Source organism: Bacillus sp. 05T21 (genome assembly GCF_056396785.1).
In genome coordinates this window covers 172,628-196,868 of record NZ_JBFTMD010000008.1, presented here as the reverse complement: position 1 = coordinate 196,868, position 24,241 = coordinate 172,628, and the positions used below count along the sequence as shown (strand labels likewise).

General features: G+C 35.1%; 27 protein-coding genes. 2 read left to right on the top strand and 25 right to left on the bottom strand.

The features are described 5' to 3' along the window. Positions 1–73 precede the first annotated feature (73 nt). On the bottom strand, positions 74–727 hold the full coding sequence (locus tag AC1DKZ_RS17095) for a hypothetical protein (RefSeq protein ID WP_476996712.1): 654 nt from the start codon (positions 725–727) through the stop codon (positions 74–76). Between the two features lie 237 nt (positions 728–964). Between AC1DKZ_RS17095 and AC1DKZ_RS17090 the strand changes: the two genes are divergently transcribed. Beyond that, positions 965–1,183 (top strand): hypothetical protein, encoded by a 219-nt coding sequence (locus AC1DKZ_RS17090; protein ID WP_000691036.1) that lies wholly within the window; start codon positions 965–967, stop codon positions 1,181–1,183. A gap of 417 nt (positions 1,184–1,600) precedes the next feature. Here AC1DKZ_RS17090 and AC1DKZ_RS17085 read toward each other — a convergent pair whose 3' ends face one another. The 19 genes from AC1DKZ_RS17085 to cpaB all read right to left on the bottom strand — a co-directional run bounded on the left by AC1DKZ_RS17085 (position 1,601) and on the right by cpaB (position 18,086). Next, positions 1,601–2,485 carry an Rpn family recombination-promoting nuclease/putative transposase gene (locus AC1DKZ_RS17085; protein WP_476996711.1) on the bottom strand — a complete coding sequence of 295 codons (885 nt, stop codon included), beginning with the start codon at positions 2,483–2,485 and terminating at the stop codon, positions 1,601–1,603. 110 nt (positions 2,486–2,595) lie between these two features. Then, positions 2,596–2,757: a hypothetical protein gene (locus AC1DKZ_RS17080; RefSeq protein ID WP_476996710.1), complete on the bottom strand. Its 162-nt coding sequence runs from the start codon at positions 2,755–2,757 to the stop codon at positions 2,596–2,598. A 58-nt stretch (positions 2,758–2,815) separates the two neighbouring features. Further along, entirely contained in the window at positions 2,816–4,129 is a 1,314-nt protein-coding gene (locus AC1DKZ_RS17075; protein WP_476996709.1) for a DUF3854 domain-containing protein, read from the bottom strand. Further along, on the bottom strand, positions 4,119–5,894 hold the full coding sequence (locus AC1DKZ_RS17070; protein ID WP_476996708.1) for an LPD1 domain-containing protein: 1,776 nt from the start codon (positions 5,892–5,894) through the stop codon (positions 4,119–4,121). The genes AC1DKZ_RS17075 and AC1DKZ_RS17070 overlap by 11 nt, the downstream gene beginning before the upstream one ends. A 113-nt stretch (positions 5,895–6,007) precedes the next feature. After that, the gene (locus tag AC1DKZ_RS17065; RefSeq protein WP_002139706.1) at positions 6,008–6,559 is read right to left on the bottom strand and encodes a hypothetical protein; all 552 of its coding nucleotides are present in this window, start codon (positions 6,557–6,559) and stop codon (positions 6,008–6,010) included. Positions 6,560–7,014: 455 nt separating this feature from the next. Next, a complete protein-coding gene (locus AC1DKZ_RS17060; protein WP_002139707.1) occupies positions 7,015–7,242 on the bottom strand; it encodes a hypothetical protein in 228 nt (75 codons plus the stop codon). A 100-nt stretch (positions 7,243–7,342) separates the two neighbouring features. Next, positions 7,343–7,966, bottom strand: a complete 624-nt coding sequence (locus tag AC1DKZ_RS17055; protein WP_137057554.1) for a hypothetical protein — start codon at positions 7,964–7,966, stop codon at positions 7,343–7,345. Then, complete coding sequence (locus tag AC1DKZ_RS17050) at positions 7,963–8,508, bottom strand: hypothetical protein (protein WP_137057555.1); 546 nt, start codon at positions 8,506–8,508, stop codon at positions 7,963–7,965. The genes AC1DKZ_RS17055 and AC1DKZ_RS17050 overlap by 4 nt, the downstream gene beginning before the upstream one ends. A 40-nt stretch (positions 8,509–8,548) precedes the next feature. After that, a complete protein-coding gene (locus AC1DKZ_RS17045; protein ID WP_476996707.1) occupies positions 8,549–10,474 on the bottom strand; it encodes a WxL domain-containing protein in 1,926 nt (641 codons plus the stop codon). Between the two features lie 31 nt (positions 10,475–10,505). Next, positions 10,506–11,591 (bottom strand): DUF916 domain-containing protein, encoded by a 1,086-nt coding sequence (locus tag AC1DKZ_RS17040; protein WP_476996706.1) that lies wholly within the window; start codon positions 11,589–11,591, stop codon positions 10,506–10,508. 73 nt (positions 11,592–11,664) lie between these two features. Continuing rightward, positions 11,665–12,270 (bottom strand): WxL domain-containing protein, encoded by a 606-nt coding sequence (locus AC1DKZ_RS17035; RefSeq protein WP_002139720.1) that lies wholly within the window; start codon positions 12,268–12,270, stop codon positions 11,665–11,667. Positions 12,271–12,345: 75 nt separating this feature from the next. After that, positions 12,346–12,552: a hypothetical protein gene (locus AC1DKZ_RS17030; RefSeq protein WP_002069495.1), complete on the bottom strand. Its 207-nt coding sequence runs from the start codon at positions 12,550–12,552 to the stop codon at positions 12,346–12,348. A gap of 67 nt (positions 12,553–12,619) precedes the next feature. Beyond that, the gene (locus AC1DKZ_RS17025) at positions 12,620–12,826 is read right to left on the bottom strand and encodes a hypothetical protein (RefSeq protein WP_002069494.1); all 207 of its coding nucleotides are present in this window, start codon (positions 12,824–12,826) and stop codon (positions 12,620–12,622) included. A gap of 71 nt (positions 12,827–12,897) precedes the next feature. Continuing rightward, positions 12,898–13,101: a hypothetical protein gene (locus tag AC1DKZ_RS17020; protein ID WP_002139722.1), complete on the bottom strand. Its 204-nt coding sequence runs from the start codon at positions 13,099–13,101 to the stop codon at positions 12,898–12,900. 42 nt (positions 13,102–13,143) lie between these two features. Beyond that, on the bottom strand, positions 13,144–14,010 hold the full coding sequence (locus tag AC1DKZ_RS17015; protein ID WP_476996705.1) for a hypothetical protein: 867 nt from the start codon (positions 14,008–14,010) through the stop codon (positions 13,144–13,146). A gap of 1 nt (position 14,011) precedes the next feature. Continuing rightward, positions 14,012–14,944: a type II secretion system F family protein gene (locus tag AC1DKZ_RS17010; RefSeq protein WP_476996704.1), complete on the bottom strand. Its 933-nt coding sequence runs from the start codon at positions 14,942–14,944 to the stop codon at positions 14,012–14,014. After that, on the bottom strand, positions 14,937–16,370 hold the full coding sequence (locus AC1DKZ_RS17005; protein WP_476996703.1) for a CpaF family protein: 1,434 nt from the start codon (positions 16,368–16,370) through the stop codon (positions 14,937–14,939). Before AC1DKZ_RS17005 ends, AC1DKZ_RS17010 begins: the two co-directional genes overlap by 8 nt. A gap of 17 nt (positions 16,371–16,387) precedes the next feature. Next, positions 16,388–17,209, bottom strand: coding sequence for an AAA family ATPase (locus AC1DKZ_RS17000; RefSeq protein WP_476996702.1), 822 nt, complete (start codon positions 17,207–17,209; stop codon positions 16,388–16,390). A gap of 16 nt (positions 17,210–17,225) precedes the next feature. Next, complete coding sequence (cpaB, locus tag AC1DKZ_RS16995) at positions 17,226–18,086, bottom strand: Flp pilus assembly protein CpaB (RefSeq protein ID WP_002139727.1); 861 nt, start codon at positions 18,084–18,086, stop codon at positions 17,226–17,228. 375 nt (positions 18,087–18,461) lie between these two features. Between cpaB and AC1DKZ_RS16990 the strand changes: the two genes are divergently transcribed. Further along, positions 18,462–18,653, top strand: a complete 192-nt coding sequence (locus AC1DKZ_RS16990; protein WP_476996701.1) for a hypothetical protein — start codon at positions 18,462–18,464, stop codon at positions 18,651–18,653. Between the two features lie 187 nt (positions 18,654–18,840). On the opposite strand, the gene AC1DKZ_RS16985 is transcribed toward AC1DKZ_RS16990, so the two are convergent. The 5 genes from AC1DKZ_RS16985 to AC1DKZ_RS16965 all read right to left on the bottom strand — a co-directional run bounded on the left by AC1DKZ_RS16985 (position 18,841) and on the right by AC1DKZ_RS16965 (position 24,230). Beyond that, positions 18,841–19,002 (bottom strand): hypothetical protein, encoded by a 162-nt coding sequence (locus AC1DKZ_RS16985; protein WP_002169988.1) that lies wholly within the window; start codon positions 19,000–19,002, stop codon positions 18,841–18,843. Positions 19,003–19,131: 129 nt separating this feature from the next. Further along, positions 19,132–21,483, bottom strand: coding sequence for a hypothetical protein (locus AC1DKZ_RS16980; RefSeq protein WP_476996700.1), 2,352 nt, complete (start codon positions 21,481–21,483; stop codon positions 19,132–19,134). Positions 21,484–21,621: 138 nt separating this feature from the next. Then, on the bottom strand, positions 21,622–23,097 hold the full coding sequence (locus tag AC1DKZ_RS16975; protein ID WP_476996699.1) for an S-layer homology domain-containing protein: 1,476 nt from the start codon (positions 23,095–23,097) through the stop codon (positions 21,622–21,624). Between the two features lie 262 nt (positions 23,098–23,359). Beyond that, positions 23,360–23,755, bottom strand: coding sequence for a DUF4320 family protein (locus AC1DKZ_RS16970; RefSeq protein ID WP_476996698.1), 396 nt, complete (start codon positions 23,753–23,755; stop codon positions 23,360–23,362). Positions 23,756–23,780: 25 nt separating this feature from the next. After that, positions 23,781–24,230: a hypothetical protein gene (locus AC1DKZ_RS16965; RefSeq protein ID WP_476996697.1), complete on the bottom strand. Its 450-nt coding sequence runs from the start codon at positions 24,228–24,230 to the stop codon at positions 23,781–23,783. Positions 24,231–24,241: the final 11 nt, after the last annotated feature.

Sequence of the window (24,241 nt, the reverse complement as noted above, 5' to 3'; positions counted from 1 at the left end):
ACGGGGCAGGTTAGTTTAAATTCAATTAAAAAGACAATAACAAAAAGGAAGGGCAACAGACTGCCCCTTCCTTTTATAATTCAGGTAATGAAACCCTTGCAATAACACTTTCGTCTTCAGTTAAAATCAAAATTTGATAATTGGCATCCGCATCTCCGTCACCAAATTTCTGAATAAAGGCTTTTCGCAATTTTTTTCCCTGCTTGCTTTCTTGCTCGGCATCTACAAACACATTAATCATCCCTGCATAATGTTCATCCGCCTCAACCCTATACTTCATATTGAAATCATCGACCAACACGGGGTCAATCATGGCTTTAAGGCCAGTATCTATGAAGGTTCTTGCTTTTTCGATTCTCCTATTGTCTTCCTCAATCGCCTGGTTTGCTGCCTCCTCCAACTTAGCAGATTTTTTTTCTTTAGCGACTTCCTCTTCTTCCGTTAACTTTGGATTTTGAATGTCATACAGCATGTCTTCCAGGTCGTCACACACAACCCCAGGACTCGAAGCATTTGCAACCATTTCATCTATGCTGGCGTTTGTGATCCCAGCTTCTTCCAACTGGTCCCATTCCTTGTCAAGAAACCCGCACTTACCATATTTGCTGTCATAGATGACATTGCTTRCTTTCTTTGTTACAGCTCCTGTCTCTAATTGAAGATAAACCAAGGGCAATAGTACTGCTGCTACAACTCCGGCAATGATTAGCTTTKTCGATTTTCTCAAGTTGACCCGTCCTTTTATGTGAAATATTTGCAATAAAGAGCATAATTAGCATAAAACATTGGAAGCCGCATATCAATTAAAAATTTTAGCAAAAACAMACCAAGGCTCAATTCATTTCCGATCCGCTTGACTTGCATTTCGCCTGTAAAGTATAGAAACGCATAAAYGTACTACGTGTTTGAATCGGATTTCCTTTTATAGAAATACTAATCATGAATATTATTAAGGAGCTCCGTAGTGAAAATCATTGCTGTAGCATTTACTTGGTTATTTACAGGGTTAGGTCAATTCTATAATGGTAATTATATCAAGGGCTTATTATTACTTTTTATTAATGCTTTAAATAATCATTTTGGACATATGAATAGTCTATTGCTACATAGTCTTTTAGAAGGGGACTTTATTACTGCTAGAAACTTTTTAGACTATCAATGGATTCTCAATTACCCGTCATGATGAACGGAAGAATACATATGGCTATTACCCTGAAGAAAAATGACAGAGGTGTTTTCTTTCTTCAACAACGGACATAGCATTCCTTTAATGCTTTGTGAACAATTACACTTAAACAAACGGGCGCTTTTCTTCAATAAGCATCTTCAACAATCGGGCGCGATTGTTGAATAAAACTTAGATTTTCAAACGACTTTATTGTTATATTTTTTAGTGTAGTGAAGTATCTTACATCAAAAATTAAACAACTATATTTTTAACCCCGCCCTTACTCGAACGGGGTTATGCTGGTTTGAGGTTTTAAAATTAAATAACTTTATTGTCACTTTACAAAATTATAATCTTCATCTACTAATAGTATTATAAGAAAAAAACAGATAATTACGATATAAACGTAATTATCTGTTTTTATTTCATTAGTTATTTACTTTTTAAAATCACAGTAACCTCTTCAATACTTAATTCAGCAGCTTCTGCAACCTTCTCTATAGGTAACCCTACTTTAATCATGTTTTGAATTAGCTGTATTTTGGCTTCTTTTGCACCTTTTTCTTCTGCTGTTTCTATTTCTGAAATTCTATCTTTAATTTCTTTTTCTCTAGCCTCATATAAGCGTAAAAAATCCTTATCGCTACTTAGACGCTCCCAATCCTCTATTGCCTTTTTCAAAACTGGATCTTTTTCCATTGCGATTCCCTCCAGGATTGTTGTTAATTTCTCATTTTCATATGCAGGAAATAATAATAGCCAACGTGCTAGTATATCCTCCCATGGATCCACTCGTTCTTCTTTCCATTCTTGAATTACTTTCGGAATTTCAAGAAAGTGCAACTGCATATTTTCGGTAATGATACGCTTGGATTTTCTGTTCATCACCGTATTAACATTATGAAAGTCTTTTTCTTCTGGAAACAGAATGAAATCTACTATATTAATACAAATTGTTGGTCTTAATTCCGTGTACTTCATTCCTTGAGTCATTTGAGAATAATACATACCTGACCAGTAGAACAAAGAGCGCTCTATCATATCTTTTTTGTCTCGAACTTGAATCTCTATATTAATTTTTATACCATTATTTAGCGTAGCTCGCAAATCTAAAATAGACAATTTATCGTCTTTTCGCTCTCTTGGAAGATGCGGATCATCGAAATGTAAAGAAGTGATTTCTTCATCGATAGATGATTGTAATACCGCATTTAGAAAACCAATTAATATGTCTTCGTTTCCTTCTACTCCAAATAGACGCTTAAAAGCAAAGTCAATTCGTAAATTTACTAGATTCTTTTTTACATATACACTCATATTTTCCCTCTACCCTTCTACTTTTAAAAATTTTTATTTAAAGGCATAAAAAAAGATAGAATTACAATTCTATCTTTTTTCCCTTCTATTTACCTCACCAAATATGGCTACTAGCTGTTTAATATATATGAAATATCCTCTTTGCACATATTTGTCGCATTTGCAATCGTCGTAATAGAAACCCCTTCATTATAAAATCTATGAATTAGTTCTATTCTTTCTTGTTCCCTAGCTTTTTTGTCTACGTCCATTAATTGTTGCATAAGATTCATGTACTTAATACACACCTTTCTTTTATATAAAATCCCCTAGCTGAAATTTTACGATTTATTATATTGTGCGGAAAACTGGCTTAAAAAATGCTTGCATAGCATCATCCAAACCTTTTCCTTGTGCTGGATTCCATGCAGCAATCGTCACATTATAGCCCTCTTTCTTTAATTCTGTCGCAAAAGCAATTAAGGCCACTCTTACTTTCTCGTTCTCTACTAAATCTGCGTCAAATGCTAAGTACACATTCTCTACACCCATGTCTTTTAATACAGGCATAGCAATCCGCCATGCATTTACACCTGGAATCGCAAGAACTGTTGTCCCTACGTTAGATATTTCTTCTTTATTTAACCTTTGAGGAATTAAATCAGCAATCAAATCCGCCTTCATCGGTCCCTCTGTAATCATCACTGATTTTGTTTGATGTAGCATACCAGATTTCCAATGTTTCAAATGTGAGCTTGGTACCGCTACATGTACAGGAAGTGGATTTTCACTCCCCCCTGCGCCAGTCCCTTGATTTTTGTTTGCTGAAGAGATCCATAAGTATTTTTGACCTTTATGTATCTTTACAACAACTTTTTCCCCGCTGATTATTAACTCTTTATTTTTTCCTATCTCTAGTTTTCCTTCATAGATACAATCACCGTTTTTCGTTATTTTCACAGCATTAGGCTGTTGGACTAGTTCGGCTTGTATACCTGTAGGTCCAGATTTCACATGAACAGTGTTCTTTACTTCATCAACACGAACTTGCCAACCAACAATTTGATTATATTGGTTTCTGAACGGAATCATAATCCCTGGAAAACCTGCCATTAAACGAAGAGAAAGTTGCCCTTTCTTCATTTCATAAAAGCCGGGTATTCCCTGCCAACAATCTTTTTTCCCTATTTGTTTAAATAATTTCTCCCAAATACTTGTATACGTATTATCATCTTCTAACACAATTTGTTGCTTTAAGAAAGAACGATATTGACGTACTTGTACATGTTCTTCAGTCATTTTTCTATCTTGAAGTAAATGTGTATGATGGTTCTCCTCTAATGGTATGAATTCAATTAAATTACGATTAAATATATCTAATTCTTCATTACTACGCTTACTATGCCCCTTTACCACATCTACATCTGGTAATTGATACTGTTTCTTACCATTTAGATAATGGATATAACTTGGATTACTTGAATTTTTACCGTATACCCATTTGCTTTCTACACGGGTACATGCTACTTTCTCCTGCGAAATGTGCAGCATACAGTTTCCAATCCCATTACAAATCGGGCATGGAACACGATAAAATTCCCACCAACTTCCTCTTGGATGAGCAGTCGTTAAACGAAACTGTCCTTTTTGTATGTTATAATTCATTATTTCCCACTCCTTGTATACTGTTTATTATATATGGAACTGCCACTTCCATTAAACTCTTTATACTTCTATTTAGATATTCTCTTTGCTCACCTAATGGATATACAAAAGAATGTGTATCACAAACTAAATAATCGCTTCTATGTTCTTGATCTAACAAAGCCGATTCTACATATGCTTCAAATGCTCTAGCAAACATCTCATGATTTGTAGACCAATATTTTTTTGTTCTCTTCTTATCTAACTTAATTGCTGTATCAAAGTATACAGACCCTTTTGCTTGAAAAGATATTTCATCAAGTTTTTCCCCTGTTTTTTTATAATGAAAAGCAGCTAGCATTTGTGCAGTTCGCTCAAATTCCTTTTCAGTTTTACGTTCCATACGCGTTTTTGCTGCTCCTAACAAAGTATCAAGTTTCCTGTACAAACTTGCATGATGTGATTCTAAAATATTTGAAACATTGCCTTTAAATACATCATAACTATCGATAACACCACCATAGAAATACCACTTTCTATTGTAGGCATTTTCCACGTTTATTACTCTGGCCACTTTTCCTTGTTTACAAGCATCTAGCACAGCTCGCATCCTTTCCTTGATAATAGCAGGCAAGATATTCCCGACACTCTTCCCACTTGATAGGAAAGCAAAGCTACCGTTTTGAAAATCATGACTACAATCATACAAGAAATGATCCAATGCATGGCTCCATTCATGACACAATGCTCCGACTCCATTATCACGAGTTAAATTAATTACATTGGTAGAAGGTTCATAATGTGCTAATGCATTGCCGCTTCCTCTCGCACCAATCGCAAGTCCTAAGCGTCCTCCTAGCCCTATATATTCAGGTGGAATCCCCAATATACGAGCTAAATCATGTAACGCTTCAGATACATGCCCAATATGCTCTTTTGCATATTGTTCGGTGCAATAATGCCCAAATTGCATTCCTTTTAACCCAAACATAGCAACTACATCTTCAGGTTTGGTAGCAAGTTCTACTCCTGGTCCTTTTCTTTGCAGGGTATCTGGCAGTTTCCTACTCCAAGCAACTGCGGATTTCTTACGAGTCGTAACCTTTTTCGTAAGTAAATCATTCCATGTTAGTTCATCTGATACACGATGATACGTAGAATTAATACTTTTAGAATTTGTACAAAGTGATATGAATTTCTTTCCTAATATTAATAACTCCATACCATCTGCATCAACAAATTCATCAAAATATTCTTCCACCATTCTTTTAAATGTGTATGAAACACTCTTATTTTTTCTAAATGCAGACCAACTGTTGCTCATTTCCATACCATAAGAAACAACAAGATCTACCCATTGTTCTGAGGTATGTACTGACTGTATATCATTCCATATTCTTCTACATGCTTGAACATACAATTTCCTTGCAGTCGGTGTATCTACAATTGGCTTCTTATTTATCCTACCTACCAGTAGTTGCTTTAACTTTGCAACATGTGGCGGGATATCATTTTCTTTTTCTTGTTCAAAAGAAAATGATATCAGTGTATTTCGATCTAATGCATTTAGCGCCTCTGTTGCAGATTCTTTTTCAATTGCTGCTAAAATTTCTAAGGAAAAAGATACTAAAAATGATTCTTTTAAGGCTCGTAACTCTTTCTTAGCTCCAACTAATTTCTCACCGACATCATAACTGTATCGATTGCGAACTTGTTTATCTGTTCTCACATCTTGTACCATTACGTTTTCTCCTACCTCTAAATCAAACATTTCAAATAAATTCATACTCTAATCCTCCTCAATAAAATAAAAAGACAGAAATTCATAGTAATTTTTCACTACGGATTTCTGTCATTCCCTCTGTCTGCATACTTCCATATGGTTTTGTAAATCATTCATTACGATACACTTACACCTGTTAAAGAGAATAAATCCTCTTTTGTTGGATTAAGTGATTGTAACCAGCTATCTACCTTTAGAAAGTTTACTTTTTTTAATTGTTCGCCTTTCTCCGCACGCTTAACCACTTCTAAACATCCATGATGATGAACAAGCATTGTAAGATCATCTTTCTTAAAAATACAATCTACATCTGAAGACTTTACATGATGGCTATGCAGAATCGGTTTCCATTGCTTGAGCAAATATCCCTCTACCTCTAAAAATCCACGGATGGCTGTAAAACGAAAACTCGTCCCACTAAAGCACTTTTCCAATAAAAAAAGGAAATCTCGTATACATCCATTAAAATAGACATGATACAAATAGATTTCCCCTGCTTGTTTTGCCTCTTGTTGCGACAAATTTGATGGTTTAATAGAAAACTGATAACAATCTCGTTCCCAAAACGCTCCTTCTTTTGTAACTCTCATTCGTAATGCACGCAAACTCGGTATAAAGTCATTTGGATGTGCAGAACAAAATATGGATACTTCATAACTCATTTTCACAATAAAATCCCCCATAAATAATAATTTTTGCCCGATATGATAATGGCTCCTATAAATTCAACAGACTTGAAAACAACACAAAAAGGGCTTCTTCAAGTCGATTAATAATGTGCATAGCAAAATAAGCTATATATACACTAATCGGCTCAAAGAAGCCCTTTCACAATTGAAACAAGACGCAACTTGCTTCTACAACTCAACCACAACACATAAGGTGTGGGAATAAACGGAATCAATTAAACAATAACTATAATTTTATATTAATGAATTCATACCAGAATTTCAACAATTTTATGTTTCATCAAGATATTCCGCTCATTTCTTTTGCATTTTTTTCAAATGCTGTGTAATAAAAGTATCCTACACGAGATATTGAGTCGTATCTCATTCGTCATTTTAAAAAAGAGGGACAATAAAATGACCCTCTTTTTTGTTTCTTTCTCAAAAAAATTTATTTATTTTTTTGGTTTTGAAATCACTAAATATAAAACTGTATATAGTATCGTTCCCACTATTACTATTAATAGGGAAATAAAAACATCTGAAATCAGGTTGAACCACTCTTTATTTTGAACATATTTGATAATATCTTTGTAAAATATTAGGTTCATAAAGAAAAACATTGGTATACCCCAAAATAAAAAATTTATTTTATATTCTTTTTTAAAGTTTGATAGATTCACTTTTAAACCTCCTTTCAATTTAAATATTATTATATTAAATTAAAACACTGTTTAATAGTTTATTTACCATAACAAGAAAAAGAGACCTAAGTCTCTTACATTATTTTAATGCTAACCATTCATAACTAGACCAATCTTTAGGCTGTTTGTCATACTTGATACGACCAGTTGTACAAAAAGAGGCAATCATCCATTGAATAAGGTTCATTTTTGCATATGGATCAATACAATCTTCTAACTTTTTCAGCTGATAGCCTGTACTATTTTTCTGCCAAATCACATACAAGCGAAAATGTGTAGTAGTAACTAGCCTAGCTTTTGTTGTAACTTGCCATTTTGCAATTTTCGTTAAATCTTCTTTTACCTTTCTTTCATATTCTTGTTTTACTACTTTATACCCCTTCTCTTTATTAATTAATCCATTTGAGAATGCAAAAGGCATTTGATGCACCTCATACACCGTTCCTTCTTCATCTCCTAAAACATTTGATTCTACTAGAAATATATTTTTTAGTTTTAGCTGTTCCGTTAATTCTTTTCCGCTTTGATAAAATGGCTTTTTCACCTTCTGCAACAAGACAACCTGTGCAATTAATCCGATAAGTAACGGGTACGCTAGTACAAACACCATATTAATGAACATGTTCAAAATTAAAACTCCTACAAGCGCAAATATAGTGAAGTAAATATATGTTTCTCTTTGATGAATGATTCTACTGTTCAAGCCAAGATACCTCCGTTTTGATATATAGTGAAAGCAACATAAACAAGTGCTCCTAATAAAATAGAACAAGCCCCTGGAAAACTCTGTATTAGCTGTATTTCTTTCTTTGGTAGTTTCGCACCAAATATAGAGGCAGCATGCTCTAATTGGTCTTTAATAGCTCCCACAAACCCTAAAATCTTAATTAATCGATACACACTAGCAATCCAAAAGAATAGTAAGTGGAAAGCTGTTAATGTAATTGCGGTAAGCATAGCCGATTCTTCTACTACATTGCTAACATATAAAGCTACCACCACAAGCATTTTCGTATCACCAGGTGAAGAAAATTTAAACGTCTCTAACAATAAACCACATGCTAAGGTCATGACTAGTACAATCGCAATCTCTTTCCCTGTTCTTATTCCAGCAAAATACGTGATTCCTATACCCACAATTAAGAATAGTAAATGCCACATATTTTTCGTTTTTCTATACTTCAAATCAGTAAATACATTCAGGATCATATACCCTATCAATATTCCTATTACATATATACCCATATTTTTCTCTCCTTATTTCATTCTTGTTTAGATGGATTTTTTAAGGTCCACTTACTAAAGACCATGTGACCGTAGAAGTATAAGTTGCTTGCCTATTCTTCCCTACATAGGTTGTCCCTGGATCTAGCTGAAGTTGGAATGAATGTTGACCAAAATCAATTTGATATTCTCCAATTGCTACATCTTTTGTAGCCTGGATAATGGTGTGTGCTGCCCCATTATCAATAGGCGTATTCGGAATATGTACAGATGGCTTCCCTGTTCCTGGACCTTTTACTTTTGTTACACTCACCTGATTATTTAAGTATAGTGAACCACTTGGCAATTGCTTTGATATAGTTGATTCTGAAAATGGTGATATCGATACATTCAATCTCCATCCATCCCCCTGATTCCGACTATCATGTATCATAATTTTTCCTAAGGTACCAAATGAATTTTGTTTTTCTCCATTTAATTGGATCGGACTGAATTCCACACTTTTTGGTACAGTAAGCATGTCTACCTGTCCTTTTTGTGTGGTAGAAATATGCTTTGTCGCACTTTTATTCCCAGCTTTATCTACTGTTCGGATATGTATATATTGTGGTTTCGCATAATCAGTCGGAAACTGAATACTAGTCTGATTTGTAAACTGAACACCATTTGCTTTATCGAGTGATATTTCCGGTTTGTCATTTACTACATATTCATACCCTTTCACACCACTTGTTACAGTAGCAGGAACCTCCTTAGAAAAGTCTGAAGCGCCATTCCTACCAACTCCACGAATTTTATAATGATAGATACTCCCTTCATCTTTCGCGGAATCAAATGTTACTTTTGTTTCCTTTAGCTCTCTATTTTCTATTTGAAAACCTTCAGGTGTTGTTGGTGCTGCCTGATCCCTTGCTTCTTTATCTACATAGTCAGAAAGTCTACCTTTATATATTTGCTGATTCGCTCGGTATACTTCTGCTTCTGATGCATATCCCACTTTTAATTCATCCACATATGTAATCCCATCTGAATACGCAAGCATATAAAACGTTACGCCTCGTTGCTCGGTAATATAAAAAGGATTATTTGCAACTTGGGTATTCATACTAAATGTAGACCATCCATTTATGTCTTTATTAGAATCATCCTTTGTGACCGTACGATTATTTGGTAATTGGATAGGTGCTGCCCATTTTCTTGTTTTTAAGCGGTCACCTTGTTTCATTGGAGTCATAATAGGACTATTTAATATTAACTTCCCCTGTCCAGAACCATCCTGATAAGGAATTACTTTATCTACCATCGGAGAATCTTGATACACATCTTTATTTATGTCCGAAGTTATATGTTTTCTATCCTTTGGTATGTTGGTGCCTGGTTCTCTTTCCGGAAATAAAGAGATATTACTAATCTCTAATTCTTTCGAACCGGATGGCACATCTTTTAAAATAATAGCGTTGTAGTAATCAAACTCTCTCCCCGTTTCCCAACTTCCATCACCATAAAAGCTAATCTTTCCTAATCCTTGTGACTTTGCTTTAAAGGTAGCGGAAATATAAGCATTATTAGGGACGTTTAACCTCTTAAAAACAGCGATAGAATCTGTTTTAACCGTATAGGGATATAAGACTCGATTCCCTCCTAATTTTGTATCAAATACTTTGTATCCGCTGGTATCTGCACCATTTGGATAAAAGACTTCTGATTGTAAACTTTGATTCCCATTCCCATAAAATTCTCCCCAACCATTCATTAAATTGACATCTTTAAGGTTATTAAAATCAATTTTCCATAGTACATCTTGATCTAAGATATCAATTGCCCATTCCAATTTGACCTCATTCTCTTTTCCACTTGCAGTGAGAGTTGGAATACCATTCTGCTGTTTTTCTACTTGATCAGCTAATATAGAATTATCTTTTGAATCAAGAAATAGGCATGAAGCACTTAAAAGCATGATTGAAGTGAAAACCTTCCCCCATTTCACCGTTGTCCCCTCCTTTCGTTTTTTATGCTCTCTAAGAGGCTTTCTTTTCCTCTTGCTGTTTTGCATGCTTCTTTCTCCACCATACAAATACAAATATTGAAATGATTACTATAACAACACCAGCCACTATCATATATGTTTGATTAGAATACGTCGGTAATACCTTTACTGCACCAGTTTGTTCCGCGTACTCTGTCACATTAGAAGCAGTTATCTGGAATTCTTCTGTATATGTTTTGGGTACACCGTTCTCTTTTATTGTGACTTTTAGCATATACTTTCCATCTTTGTATTCTTTCGCTTTCCATGGAATAGCCAATCCTACCTTGGATTTCGGGGCAACATTGAACGCTGGGATATTCCCATGAAATAGAACGTTATCCTTAGATAAAACTTCATAGTAAACTGCCACATCCCTCACTATATTTGCATTTGTATTTTGAATAAGTGCATGTACTTGCGGTTGTGTTGGATATGATTCAATCGCTGTGCCATTTAACTTCAGAGATGAGTTATTAACAGAATTTTCAGTCTTAACTACATTCAATTGTATCGCTACCGCATATTCGATACGGTTATGTACAGAGAAGTTCAGTCCATCTTTTTCAAGATCCTGTGATTTTGTATCTTGTACTAATTCAAACAATAATCCGCCCAAAAATACTCCATCTTGATTAGGTGTCGTTAGTTGTACCTCTATGGTCTTCGTTTGATTACCCTCTAAAGTAACAGCGGAAGGAGCTTGCACATACTGATCCATATAAAAATCTGTATCCATTAATTTACTTTGTGAAACTTCACGGTTTGGCACATACATAATACCTCCGTTTGTAGAGGTGAGAGCATTGGCCACTTTTACATTCACTTTGATTGAAGTATTAGCTTTATTGTGTACATCCATTTTCACTGTTTGGTTCTGTTTCTTATTCACCTGTAAAGTAAAATAGTTTTTGATATCGCCTATTTGATTATCTGGAACATGAATGTTTACATCAAATGGTAGACTATCTTGTTTTTCTTCAGCATAAACAAGATGAAAAGGTTTTAGGCATAAGCTCAAAGTAAACACAATACCTACTAATATACTAATAGAAATTTTATAAGCAAAACTCTTCATATTGCACCTTCTTTCTATATACAGAAGAGAAGCATATCTATAATATGTATCTCTTCTGCACTATAATTTCTAATTAGGGGCCTGTTACAATGGAATAGGTAAGTTTCGACTCATATGAAGTAGCACCAGCCTTATTCTCTACATATGTACTATGTGGATTTAAGGTTAACGCCATAGACTTATCATTAAAACTCACGTTATACTTTCCCATACCCTCATCTTTTTTCGCACTTAAAATTGTAACCTGATTATCTGTATCTATTATAAAGTTAGCTGTTTTAAACTCCGGATTAGGTGAACTTGTCCCGCCTATTTTCGTAATAGCAGCACCGCCACTATTTAAAACTAGAGATCCTTTTGGAAGTGTTCGATTTGATTTTGCATCACCATTTACCTTAAATTGATCTGCTTTTACATTAATTCTCCAGCCATTTCCTGAACCGGTTGCATCTGTGACTGTTAGCACACCAGGATTTGCATTTGTCACTTGTGTTTCTCCACTTAGTGTTACAGCGTTAAAATTACTGACTGGAGTAACAGCGACATTATGTTCTCCACCCGTAATACTTTGTGTTAATTTAGTCTCAGCTGTTGTTGCTGCACTTGCAGGTGTACCCATTACTGACATACCCAGAGCAATTGTTGCTAAAGTAGGAATCATTACTTTACTAAATTTCATCATAATACCTCCTAATTTTTATTTTATAGAAGGAGCCACATGATACGTGACTCCCCTTATATACAACCTTAAAGCTTATTTTTTATTCCATGAATCTACATCTGCATTGCTTGATGCTTTTGTGAATCGAGCTAGAATTGTGTCATAACCACCTTGGATTGCTTTCCATACAAACGGTCCAATGACTAGTACAATAATTACCGCTAACGCGATTAACATACCGTTTTCTGATGATAGCTGTGAATCCTCATTTTTTAACCAACTTTTCATTTTCGTTAACATTTCATTTTTCTCCTTTATATTAAAATTTAGAGATTTACTAATTTAAGATTTTATCTAGTACAAGCCCTTATTTCTTGTTCCAAGAATCTACATCTGCATTACTTGATGCTTTTGTGAATCGTGCCAGAATCGTGTCATAACCACCTTGAATTGCCTTCCATACAAATGGTCCAATGACTAGTACAATAATTACCGCTAACGCGATTAACATACCGTTTTCTGATGACAACTGTGAATCTTCGTTTTTTAACCAATTTTTCGTTTTTACTAACATTTTATTTTTGCCCCTTTATATATCGATTTTAGGAAACTACTAGGATAAGAATTTACCTACTTAAAATTTTATTACTTGTTCCAAGAATCCACATTTGCATTGTTTGATGCTTTTGTGAATCGAGATAGAATTGTTTCATAACCACCTTGGATTGCTTTCCATACAAACGGTCCAATGACTAGTACAATAATTACCGCTAAAGCGATTAGCATACCGTTTTCTGATGATAATTGTGAGTCTTCATTTTTTAACCAATTCTTCATTTTCGCTAACATGTGTTTTGCTCCTTTACCTATTCAATTTGGGATAATGTCTTTTTATATACTTGCAAATCCTTGTGCTAAGGATTGAATAACAATGACCATTGGATAAATAACAATACAACCAATAACCGCAACATTAAATTTATTCATTTCCATTGGTTTATCTTGAATCAGACGGTTGTAGTTCTCATGTTTTAATTCACGCATCATTTTGATTTGTGCATCCATAATACGAAGACTTTGTACCTTGTCCGTTTTTTGCACTTGTTGTAACGCAATAGTAAAGGTATTTACTTCTGGACTATTTAAAGCTGCTGCGAAGTTCCTAAACGGTTGATCCGAACCCGCATACATTTCTAATTCTGCTGTAAGAGTAGATACATATGGACTAAGATGTCTCCCTGCATATACCTGTGCCTTTTTTACTGCTTCTAGTGTTGTATGTGTCTTTAACAACTGCAGCAATGGAATTAAATACTCCGGTAACTCAAACTTTCTTGCCTCTACAGCCTGTTTAATCTTTCTTTTTAATAGATAATCTGGATAGAAGTAAAGCAGTGGTGAAATCAGAACACCTACTTTAAATAAATAGTAATCATGGAACACGGTACAAATTAAAAAAACAGATGTGAAAATGACGGGATACGCAACCTTCATTTTTAAATATTCTTCTGGTTTCGTATCCAAGCCAGCTTCCTCTAATTTTTTCTGAATCTGCTCTTTCTTTTCTTCTGTCAGATACTTATGTGATAACGATTGAAAAGGAGCAAGCATCATTTGATTCAAATTCTTCTTTTCAATACGCTTCGCATTTTCTACATAATGGGTAAGTACACTCTCACTGTCTTTTTTACTTTGTAGAAAGGTGGAGAATACCCAGTACATGACAACAAATATGACTAAACCTAAAAACGCAGCCATCTTATTCCCCCCTTTCCGTCGGGTTATAATTTGCAATTTTTTCTACACGTGTTGCTAGAAAAAATATAATAAACATATTTACTGTTAATGTAATTTTTCCCATCATAGAACCTGCTAAAAATCCATACGCCTCTTTTGACATCAACATAATAACAATCGGCATGGCGATGACAATTAAGCAGTTCTGTACAAAAGCTCGTTGCGCTTGCGACAAACTAGAACGCAATCTTGCCAGATATAACTTTTGTTTTTCAAAATCTTCTGCAATATCTAGTAAGACTTGCACTGAATTTGCTCCACCTTCTCGGCTACATACTTCCAACATTTCGTGGAAGAAAATCAATTCTCTAAAATTAAAGGTTTCATTAAACCCCCTAAATGCACGGTGCATCGTTGTTCCACCTTCTAATAAAAGAGAAACTTTTTCTATTTCTTCTTGAATACTGTCATGCATCATCGGTTTCACCTGAACTAGCACCCGTTTTGCGTTGTTACTAATTTGAAGCGCATTCGCTACAGCCTTCATATAGATAGATAGACGGTCTATGACAACCAAGTAGTAACGCTTTTTTCTTCGATAGAGAAGAAATCTCGGAACTAAAAACCCACATAATGCTGAAATCAGTGTTAAAGGATCTCTTCCAAAGGAAAAGTAGAATACTGCTGCAATACTGAACCCTGAAAGTACCGTATATACCCAGTACATACTTTTCGTCAGTTTCCACTCGTACTTGTGGGCTTCCTGGATAACGGATTGAGGAAGATACATCCGTATTCCTTTGATATTCCGTAATTCTATGCGTCTTTCTTTTTTCTCATTTTCTTGTACAAATTGGGAAAGGGCAGAACCCTTAGATTTTGTAAATAGCAAAACTAACAATAGTACACTCATGAATATGAGGAATATACATCCATAAGCTAACAAACTATGCATATTGCACCTCCTTATGTGCAAGGAATGGTGCATAAAGAGCTGAATTTACAGTAGAAGAACGGAATTTCTTCTCCATTTCAGCTGACATTTTTGCTGTAATGATATGATCTCCATGAATCTTTCCTACTTTCTCATTCATTTCATCATATTCCTCACCTGTCGGAATAAATTGAGAAAGCTGATTGAACTGTATATCATCTTTATAATCCAATAATTCAATCATCTCTGTAATATAGCGATTCCCATCATCTTTCTTTTCTAAAAAGACAATCACATCAAACGTCTGTGAAATTAATTCATATAAATACTTAGCGTCAATGTTCGCACCACTTTGCAGGCACATGAGCATTAAACGTCTTACTGCTTCTTTCGCACTCCTTGCATGGACTGAAGTAAAGCCAGGGTGTCCTGTTTGGAAGAAATTCAGCATTTTTAATGCTTCTTTCCCCCTTGATTCCCCTACAATTAATCTCTTTGGCCCTTGACGTAATGCATTCGTTAACAATCTATCAAAATCAATTGCATTCTCTTCTACTTCCGATGCCCTACACTGCATCGGAACAAAATGATGTTCTGGAAAGATACGATGCAAATATAATTCAGGGTTATCTTCTACTACGAGAGTACGTTCTTTCTTCTTCCCTTTCGGAATATGAGAAGCAAGATATTTCATAAACTCTGACTTCCCTGTACCTGTTGCTCCCGCCACTAAAATATTCATTTTGGCTTTCACGGCTGCGGCTAAAAAGTCCAACATCTCGCTCGATGCTTGATTTGTATATAACATCCGCTCTTCAGAGGCTCGAAGGTGATCCGCATTCTTACGAATTGTTATCGTTGTACCCAGTCCACCAAGCTCATCTAACGCAATATTGATACGTATATACGGAAATACACAATCTACATATGGCTTTGCTGTATTTAATGATTCTGAAGTACTGTTTACCATCTTGTAGGCTAAGGCTTTCACTTCTTCTTCCGTTTCAAATCGGTAAGGAAATGTACATTCTCCCTCCCCAATTCTTTCGTAAATAATCTCTTTTGTACCATTTATATAAATATCGGTTACATCTGGATCTTTTTTCAAAGGCTCTATAATACCAAATCCAACAATATCGTCACACACCATATTCAGTAATTGTTCAGAAGGTACATCTGAAATGACGACTTGATTACTTAATAAAAAGCTTTTGATGATTTGCTCTACAGCTGCTCTCTTCTCTTTATTCATAAAAGATTCGCTTAAGATATCACGATGTTCTTTTACTAAAAATGCACGAATTTCATCGGTTATATCTTTAATTTGTTGAGCTGTAGTTGTTCCTAACCTTTTAGCCGATTTGGAACGAATCATATAACCGAAGTGATATAAATCAACTCGATTTCGCTTTAAGGCGACTTGTTTTTCCTGTAAATAGCCCCACATACTACTTGCCTCCCCTTTTAATTTCGTAAACCAAAGAAACCCTTTTTCATAGAGGATGTATGCTGGAATGGAATATCAAATCCAGCTGCTTCCATAATGTGATGGACCTTTTCATTAATTTGTGGAGAACCAAATTGCATCCCCCATTCATAATTCGTACGATCTCTATCATACGAAATTGCCACAGCAATTTTTTGAGAAGAAAGCTTTTCAATATCCTCTACATAATTCTCATCCGCCATATTTAATACATGAATCATACGAGGTAATGTTAGCTTAGCTTCTTCTATCAGCTTTAATTCCTGCTTGATTGCTAACGCACCACGAGGGTTTCCATTTAGCACATGAACAACAAGATCTGATTGGTATAAGATTGGGTAACTCAGCACCTCGGATAATTCAGTTGGTACCGATAGAATGATGTAATCGTATTCTGTCTCTACAAGTGATTCGATAAATGTTGTTACAAACAATTCTTTGTTTTGAATCTCAGGGAATTGAGCTGGGTTATAACCTGATGGAAATACTAGAAAATCCATCTTATCGTGCAATTTTTGTATCAGCTTTGGATTCAATTTTTTCTCTAGTAAATCTTGCTTTGTGCAAATGTACTGCAAGAGATTGTATTCATTTTCTTTCCTTACAAGCTCTAATATATTTTTGCTGTCATGGCTAAGACCTGTTCCAACTGCAAAGCTTGGTCTTACTTGGTCTGCTTCTACATAAAGTACCTTTTTCCCTAAATGAGCTAACTCATTTGCCATCGCAATACTTAACGTGCTCTTTCCTACGTTTTCGTTTGTCGCATAAAAGGCAACTATTCTTACTTGACGCTCCATCTTAATACCCCCTTTCTTATTTGGATTCGTTCAGATACTGTGCAACATATTCTTTTACATTTTTAGAAATTGGATTGGTTGAATGTTTCTCTACATAGTCTAAAATGTTCTTCTGATCAGATATTTGAGAGAACCCTTCCGCTGGTTGTAATTCCTTCCCTGTTTGTTCTACCTTTTGTCCGACTGCAACAGGAATCACATCTCCAAGCATTTTCGCACGATTTAAGTATTGGAGTTGTTCTGGTGAAACAGCTAATGTATACAAACGAGTGACCTTCGGTTTTTGTTTTCCCTCTTGTTCCTCTTTTGATTCTTTCTTTTCTAACACGAATGCATCTTCTGTATTACTATCTTTTGCTGCCGTAACACGTACACGTTGGAAAAGACCACCGAATACAACCTTCTCATTGTCTCCTTCTTTCACAACCTGTTTGAAATACAAGTCCACGTATGTGTTAGGAATAATACTATTCCCGGAACTTGTTTCAAGATCAACGAGTAATGGGAAAGCAACTTCTTCATTTTTTAGGTTTAATATTGCAGAGTCTGGTAACTCTTCTTTCTTTACCACTTTATTTTTGAAGAGATAGCTATTTTCTGTAATGGGTTGCCCATCATTTGTCCATTTTCCTACGACCTCTTTCTTACTCACGCGTAATGCATTGGGTGGAATGGAATCACCAGGTAATGTGCGTTCAACTAGCATATCCTCTTTAATCTCTGTATGAGCGGGTATATCCTTTGCGGCTACGACAATCTTTGTTGGTTTTACTGCATTCTCCACTGCAAAATGATTGTATCCATAGATACCAGCGACTGTTGCAGCAGCAAGACCAACCGCAGCAATCTGCTTCTTTTGAAACTTAGATGGCTTCAATGTTTGTGTTCCTCCTTATGTAGCCTTTAAACGCAAAAAAAGGACACACCTATGGCATAAAGCGCCTTAGGTGTGTCCTTTTAGCTAATCTAAAGTCTATATGAAAATGTTGGATTTGTTTTCTTTAATATTACAATTTCAATATTATGATATATACGGTTTTATGTCAATCATTTCTAAAAAAAATCTGTTTTTTTCTATTTAAAAGTACGTATCCTACAAATCGAAAACCATTAAAAAACGTTGTCATATCAAGGTTTTTAAGCTATTAAACATCCCGTAAATATGATATAATAAATGTAATGTAACTGAATATTTCAGGGTGGTCGGTTGCTATCCTTTCTCTTTCATTTTATGGAGAAAGGAGGTGACCGTATGGATATACTTTTCACTATAGCAATTGAAATTGTAAAAGTTATTGCTAGAGAAGTCGCTGTATTTGTGGCAAAACGAGTAGGCAAGCACCTATCAAAGTTTTGGAAACAAATACAAAAAAAGCGACGAAAAACGAAAAGAACCACCCACAATGCCGGCAAGCGTTTGAAGGGCGGTTCTAAGAAAAAATAAACTATTTTTTTAGCAACCAGCCACCTTGCGGTAGCAGTTACATAAGGCGAAGTGTTAGCAGCACTTCGTCTTTATTAGTTTATGCAAAAACTATTTTTGTAATACTTCTACACATATTATAACATCAACTATGGTACATGTCATGTCTCTGCATCCACTATAGTGGACGAAATAAATAAAATTACTTCTAAAACGAAATCAATTTTGTTCCTGTTTCAAAATACTTTGCAGGAGCATAGCTTTTCCCATTCCGATCCTGAAATTCACTGCCAATGCACAGAGATACAATCATTGCGACAACCCCGATGAAAATTGCACGTCTCACACGTTGTTTTTTCTTTTTATCCACTTTAAATTCCCCCTTCTACGAAAAAAAGGCGCATCCCAATTAAGGGATGTGCCTTTGGTTTGTCCATTCAGCTACTAGTTTAAGATGGATTTCTTTTGTCGATTCATCTAATTATACTATATTTTATTTTTATTTCCCGTTTTTCATGTAATACCAATCCGTCAGTTTATGAAGTAGTTCTTCTTTACCTACCCAGTTCCAACCTACTCCACTTCCACCAGGGAATGGATCATCTGGGAAAACTCTTCTTTTTATAAAATCATCATACGCAACACCTTTAATTTCTACTTGCTCTGTTAGACATAGACTCATTTCATTAATACCAGCTGGAGCTGTTTCTACATTGAAAGTATATACCCCATCTTTCGTCTTCATTGGTGTATACCATTTTTGTCCCCCATCAATGATCTTTTCTTGTCCATCCCAATATAAAGACTTAGTTGGTCTTTTACTATCAAATACATGGCCAGTTTTCTCCGATAGATACATATTCTTTGGAGAAAAACTTGATGTAGAACCTGTATTTGTCTTACGTTCTAAATCTTGTTTAGCTTTTAATCCTTCATCTGCGAACGGATATTGTGCTGTTGCTGATGTAAATACACCAGGGTAATTTGCATTCCAATCATTTTTGTATTTTCCGTTTACTTCAAAAGCAAAACCATAACCAGAATGTAGTTTAGATGGCACTAAATTATCTATACTACCACTTAACGTTTCATAATACATATCTCCAACTGTATTATCCTTAGAAACACGTTCACTGACTGTTTCTACCACACCTTTTACACTTGTAACACCGCACATTCCTTTTTCATTTGATGGTGCATAAATAGCTGTTTTAATTGGATTATTTTTGTATGTGGTTTCTTCTATGTCTATACGATTACCAGCAGGGTTAATTTCCGCTTGAATTGTCCCCTTCCCTTTATGCTGCCAATCCAGGTTCAATGTCTTCTTTTCTCCCTCTGTTAGTCTTACCTGTTGTGACGCCACTTGTTGTCCGTTATGTTTTAGCACGACTACCGTTTCAGGGTTTGCATACTTTTCTTCCAATGCATCTAACTTTTTATTTTTTTTCTTCTCTTTTTCTAGCTTCTCTCTTGCTTTATCTAACCTACCCGCAGCGTTGTCCAGTCTATTTTCCTCCCAAGAGCAATCCCTATCATAATAGTGATCATTCCCCTCTGCATCTACTTCATGAATAGGATTACGGCGACAATAACTCAAACTAGATTGCGCACTATCTCTATCTGATTCAGAACTATTTACTTCCTGCTGGGACTTATTAATATTATTGTTTACCTTCGCTCTATATTGATCACGTTCTGGTTTAAAGTTATCACGTGATACATCTACCCTTGTTTTAATATTCTTTCCTTCTCTTGCTGTCTCTCCTTCAATACGGTCAGCCGAGAAATCAATTTTATATTTGTAATCATCTTCATCGCCTGGATCTGGGTTAGGTGTCACTTCTGTACCACAGTTACCGTCTACATTAAAGTTAACAGTCTTCTCATTTGACTCCCTTTGAACACCATCAAGCACCTTAATTTTCGCAGTATATCGACCACACAATTGTGGCTGCCAATTTACATCTTCTTTTGAAAATCGCCCTGCATCACCTTCATTTGGTCTTTGATTATCTTTTTGCGCACTTGAACGTAAGTAATTTTCTTGATGATGTACAGTTTCCCCATCTTTTATAATATCTAACATCCATTTCACACGATTTCGTTCGCCAGCTTCAGATTGATAAGGATTAACAGTTGTTCCATTAGGATCTCGGTCATTATATCCCTTATTTTTACTTACATATTCGAAACCGTTAAATATAAATTTAACAGGGTCATCCTTTTTGCCACTAGATGCTTTAAATTCTTTTAGTTCAGGCTTACTAGTTCGTACATACCACAAATTATAATTATTCACACTATCTACAGCACCAGCTCCCGCATAACCACCCGAAAGATAGGCTATATCTCGAATCCAATAAAACTGGCCATACATCTCATTTGTTTTATCATTTCTAATAATATGCTCCTTTATATTTCCCAATACAAATTCAGGGTTTCCCCAATACTTATTAGAAATTATTGGCTCTGTTACACGTTCTATTTCTGTTACCATTCTATCACCAACTGGCACAGAGCTATTAAAATATCCTTCATTCGAGATACGGATATACGGCTCAGAACTATCATTTCCCTGTACTAAGTTTTCTTTAGGATTTCCCCAGTTAAATGAACCATTGTAAACCGCAGGATAATGTATATCTCCTTTATACATCAAATCAGTACCTTGTGGTGAATAACTACCAGGCCTAAAATATTTTCCTGGCATTTGTAATTGGGCAGATTTTACAAAAGTATCTTCATTCCCATTATAAAATGGAACATCATTATTTTTCGCATCTGCACTATTAGGTGCCGACAATAAAACCGAAGTAAAAAGGACAAATATTCCCTTCTTAAATTTCATTTCTTTTCCTCCTTAAACAAAAAAAGGACACACCTGTACCGTTGGAATGGTACGTAAGGTGTGTCCTTCACGTAAATTTTAAATTCATATATTTATTTAAATATATCATAACAAACAATATATTTAAATTCAATGATGTTATTTTTTCTTTACTTGAACATACATCATTTTATCAGCAGTAGAATGCCCTACACGAACTCTATGGTTCTCTTTCACATAATTATTGATAACTTGCGCATCTACTGTTTCTTGAATCTCTTTATCTAAATTTAACGCAGGATTTAATAAAGCCACCCATCTTTTAGCTAATTCTACTGTTGCCTTATTATTATATAAGAATACAATTTCAAAATTATCTTCATCTATTGCATCAACATAAAATTGAGATTTTAAAGAACCAGCAGGTAAATACATGTTTTTATCCACTAGACTAATAGTCCCACTTAAATCAGAATACTTTAATTCTGTGCCATACTTATTATTTACAGAGTTAAGCACATTTTGTGCTTCAGAAGAAATAGATTTTTTCGCCATCGGAGTATTATCCATTGCTACTTTATTGTATTCTACATCTCCTGCAACTAGTTGCTTATCTATTTCTACTGGTAATGTTGTTTCTGGTTTTGTTTCTGGTTTTGGATCTGGCTTCACTTCTGGTTTTTCTTCTGGTTTTGTTTCAGGTTTCGGGTCTGGCTTCACTTCTGGTTTTTCTTCTGGTTTTGTTTCAGGTTTCGGGTCTGGCTTCACTTCTGGTTTTTCTTCTGGTTTCGTTTCAGGTTTCGGGTCTGGCTTCACTTCTGGTTTTTCTTCTGGTTTCGTTTCAGGTTTCGGGTCTGGCTTCACTTCTGGTTTTTCTTCTGGTTTTGTCTCAGGTTTTGGGTCTGGCTTCACTTCTGGTTTTTCTTCTGGTTTTGTCTCAGGTTTTGTCTCAGGTTTTGGGTCCGGCTTCACTTCTGGTTTCGTTTCTGGTTTTGTTTCTTTTTCGATTACATTAATAGAGTTATATAAGAACTGGCTATATTGTTCACGGGTTACATGTGTATATGGTGAATACATCTTACCTCCTGTACCAATAGTAACGCCATTTTCTTCTAATGCACTAATTGCTTTTAATGCCCATGAGTTTTTATCAATGTCAGTAAACGATGTTGTCTTAGTAGCTTTGAATTTGAAAGCATTTGCAAGTACCTGTGCCATTTGTTCACGAGTTAAAATGTCATCTGGACCATATTTCCCTTCTCCGTAACCATTTACAAGACCCGCTTTAGCAAGTGCTAAGATTTCCTTTTCAAACATATGTCCTTTGATATCATTAAATGGATTTTTGTAACTAGCATCTGCTTCTGCTGGTTTTACGTATGCGTAAATCATACGAGCAACCTGTCCACGAGTTACATTGTCACCAAAACCAAACTGTCCATTTCCATATCCCGCTACTACTTTACGGTTTGCTAAATCATAGATTGCTTTAGTAGACCAGTGATTTGCTGGAACATCATTGAATTTTAATGAATCTGTATTATCAGCAGCTTTAGCAGTAAATGCTCCCGCCCCTAAAAGTGATGTTCCCATAATTGTTAGTGCTGTTGCTGTTTTTAAAAATTTGTTAGCCATTGTTTGTTCCTCCAAATATATTAGTTTTTTTTATAGATTCTTTTATTGTACCTAATTTGAACATAAAATCTAGATAATTTAACATATAAATTATATGATAGCGTTTTTTTATAACCGCTGTTCTATATGGAAAATATTACCATATAGAAATGGGCTTGTAAAGTATTTTTATATATTTATTTTTAAATATATTTTTCTAGCAAAAAAACTATACTTTTCAGCATAGTCTTTTATAGCAAGAATCTTATAGACCTCACTTTCATTATTTAAAATATACTTGTCCTATTCCATCCTTACTTGCCCATATCGGAGCCTTTACACCTTCTACTCCAATTAGCTTAAATATGAAGAAATGGTGTTCTGCATTCACCTTGAAAGCGAGTGGCTGACCATGCTCTATGCGACCTTTCGTATACTCATACTTCCAGCCATCCATCTTTTCTTCTTTCATTCTTTTCTCTATTCCAGGGATTAAATCAACCCTTTTCCCATTGTTATCATATTGAAATCCACCCTTATTCTCTGCACTTTCTACCATATCAGAAGCAAAGTTATGTGCTTTCACCAACTGAATCCCATACAATACACCTTCAGGTAGAAGACTAATTAATAATAAAGAAAGTGTAAGGAATAGAGCTGTAGTTACTGTATTTTGCATTCTTTATACACCTACTCTTTTTCTATTATTTTACGTTCCCACCAATTTGTTTTTCTTTTGCATTCGCATCGTAGATAATAATACTTCTTGCTTTACTCTTTATCGTTTCTTTTTTTTCATCAAATTGCTTAAAATAACTAGCAGCTTCTGCATCACCTTCAACAGCGATCATTGCTGGTTTTTCCTGTACAACATGAACAGAAAAATCACGTTTTGAAGCAGGATCTTTAAAATCTGCATTACTGTTATATGCTTTTTCAAATTCTTTTTCTGCTACTTCTCGGTCAACTGCTATCTCTTCCTCTGCACGGAGAGTACCTACTTTTACAGCCTTAGATAGAGCTATCTCGCCACCTCTTTCTAAAGACGATTTATTATCAGTATGTGTTGTATCCCCAATCACCATATCCGTTACAAAGAAAAGGCATCCAGCAAATAATAGCAACGTACTTGCAGCTACTATAAATTTTTGCATTTTTTATCATC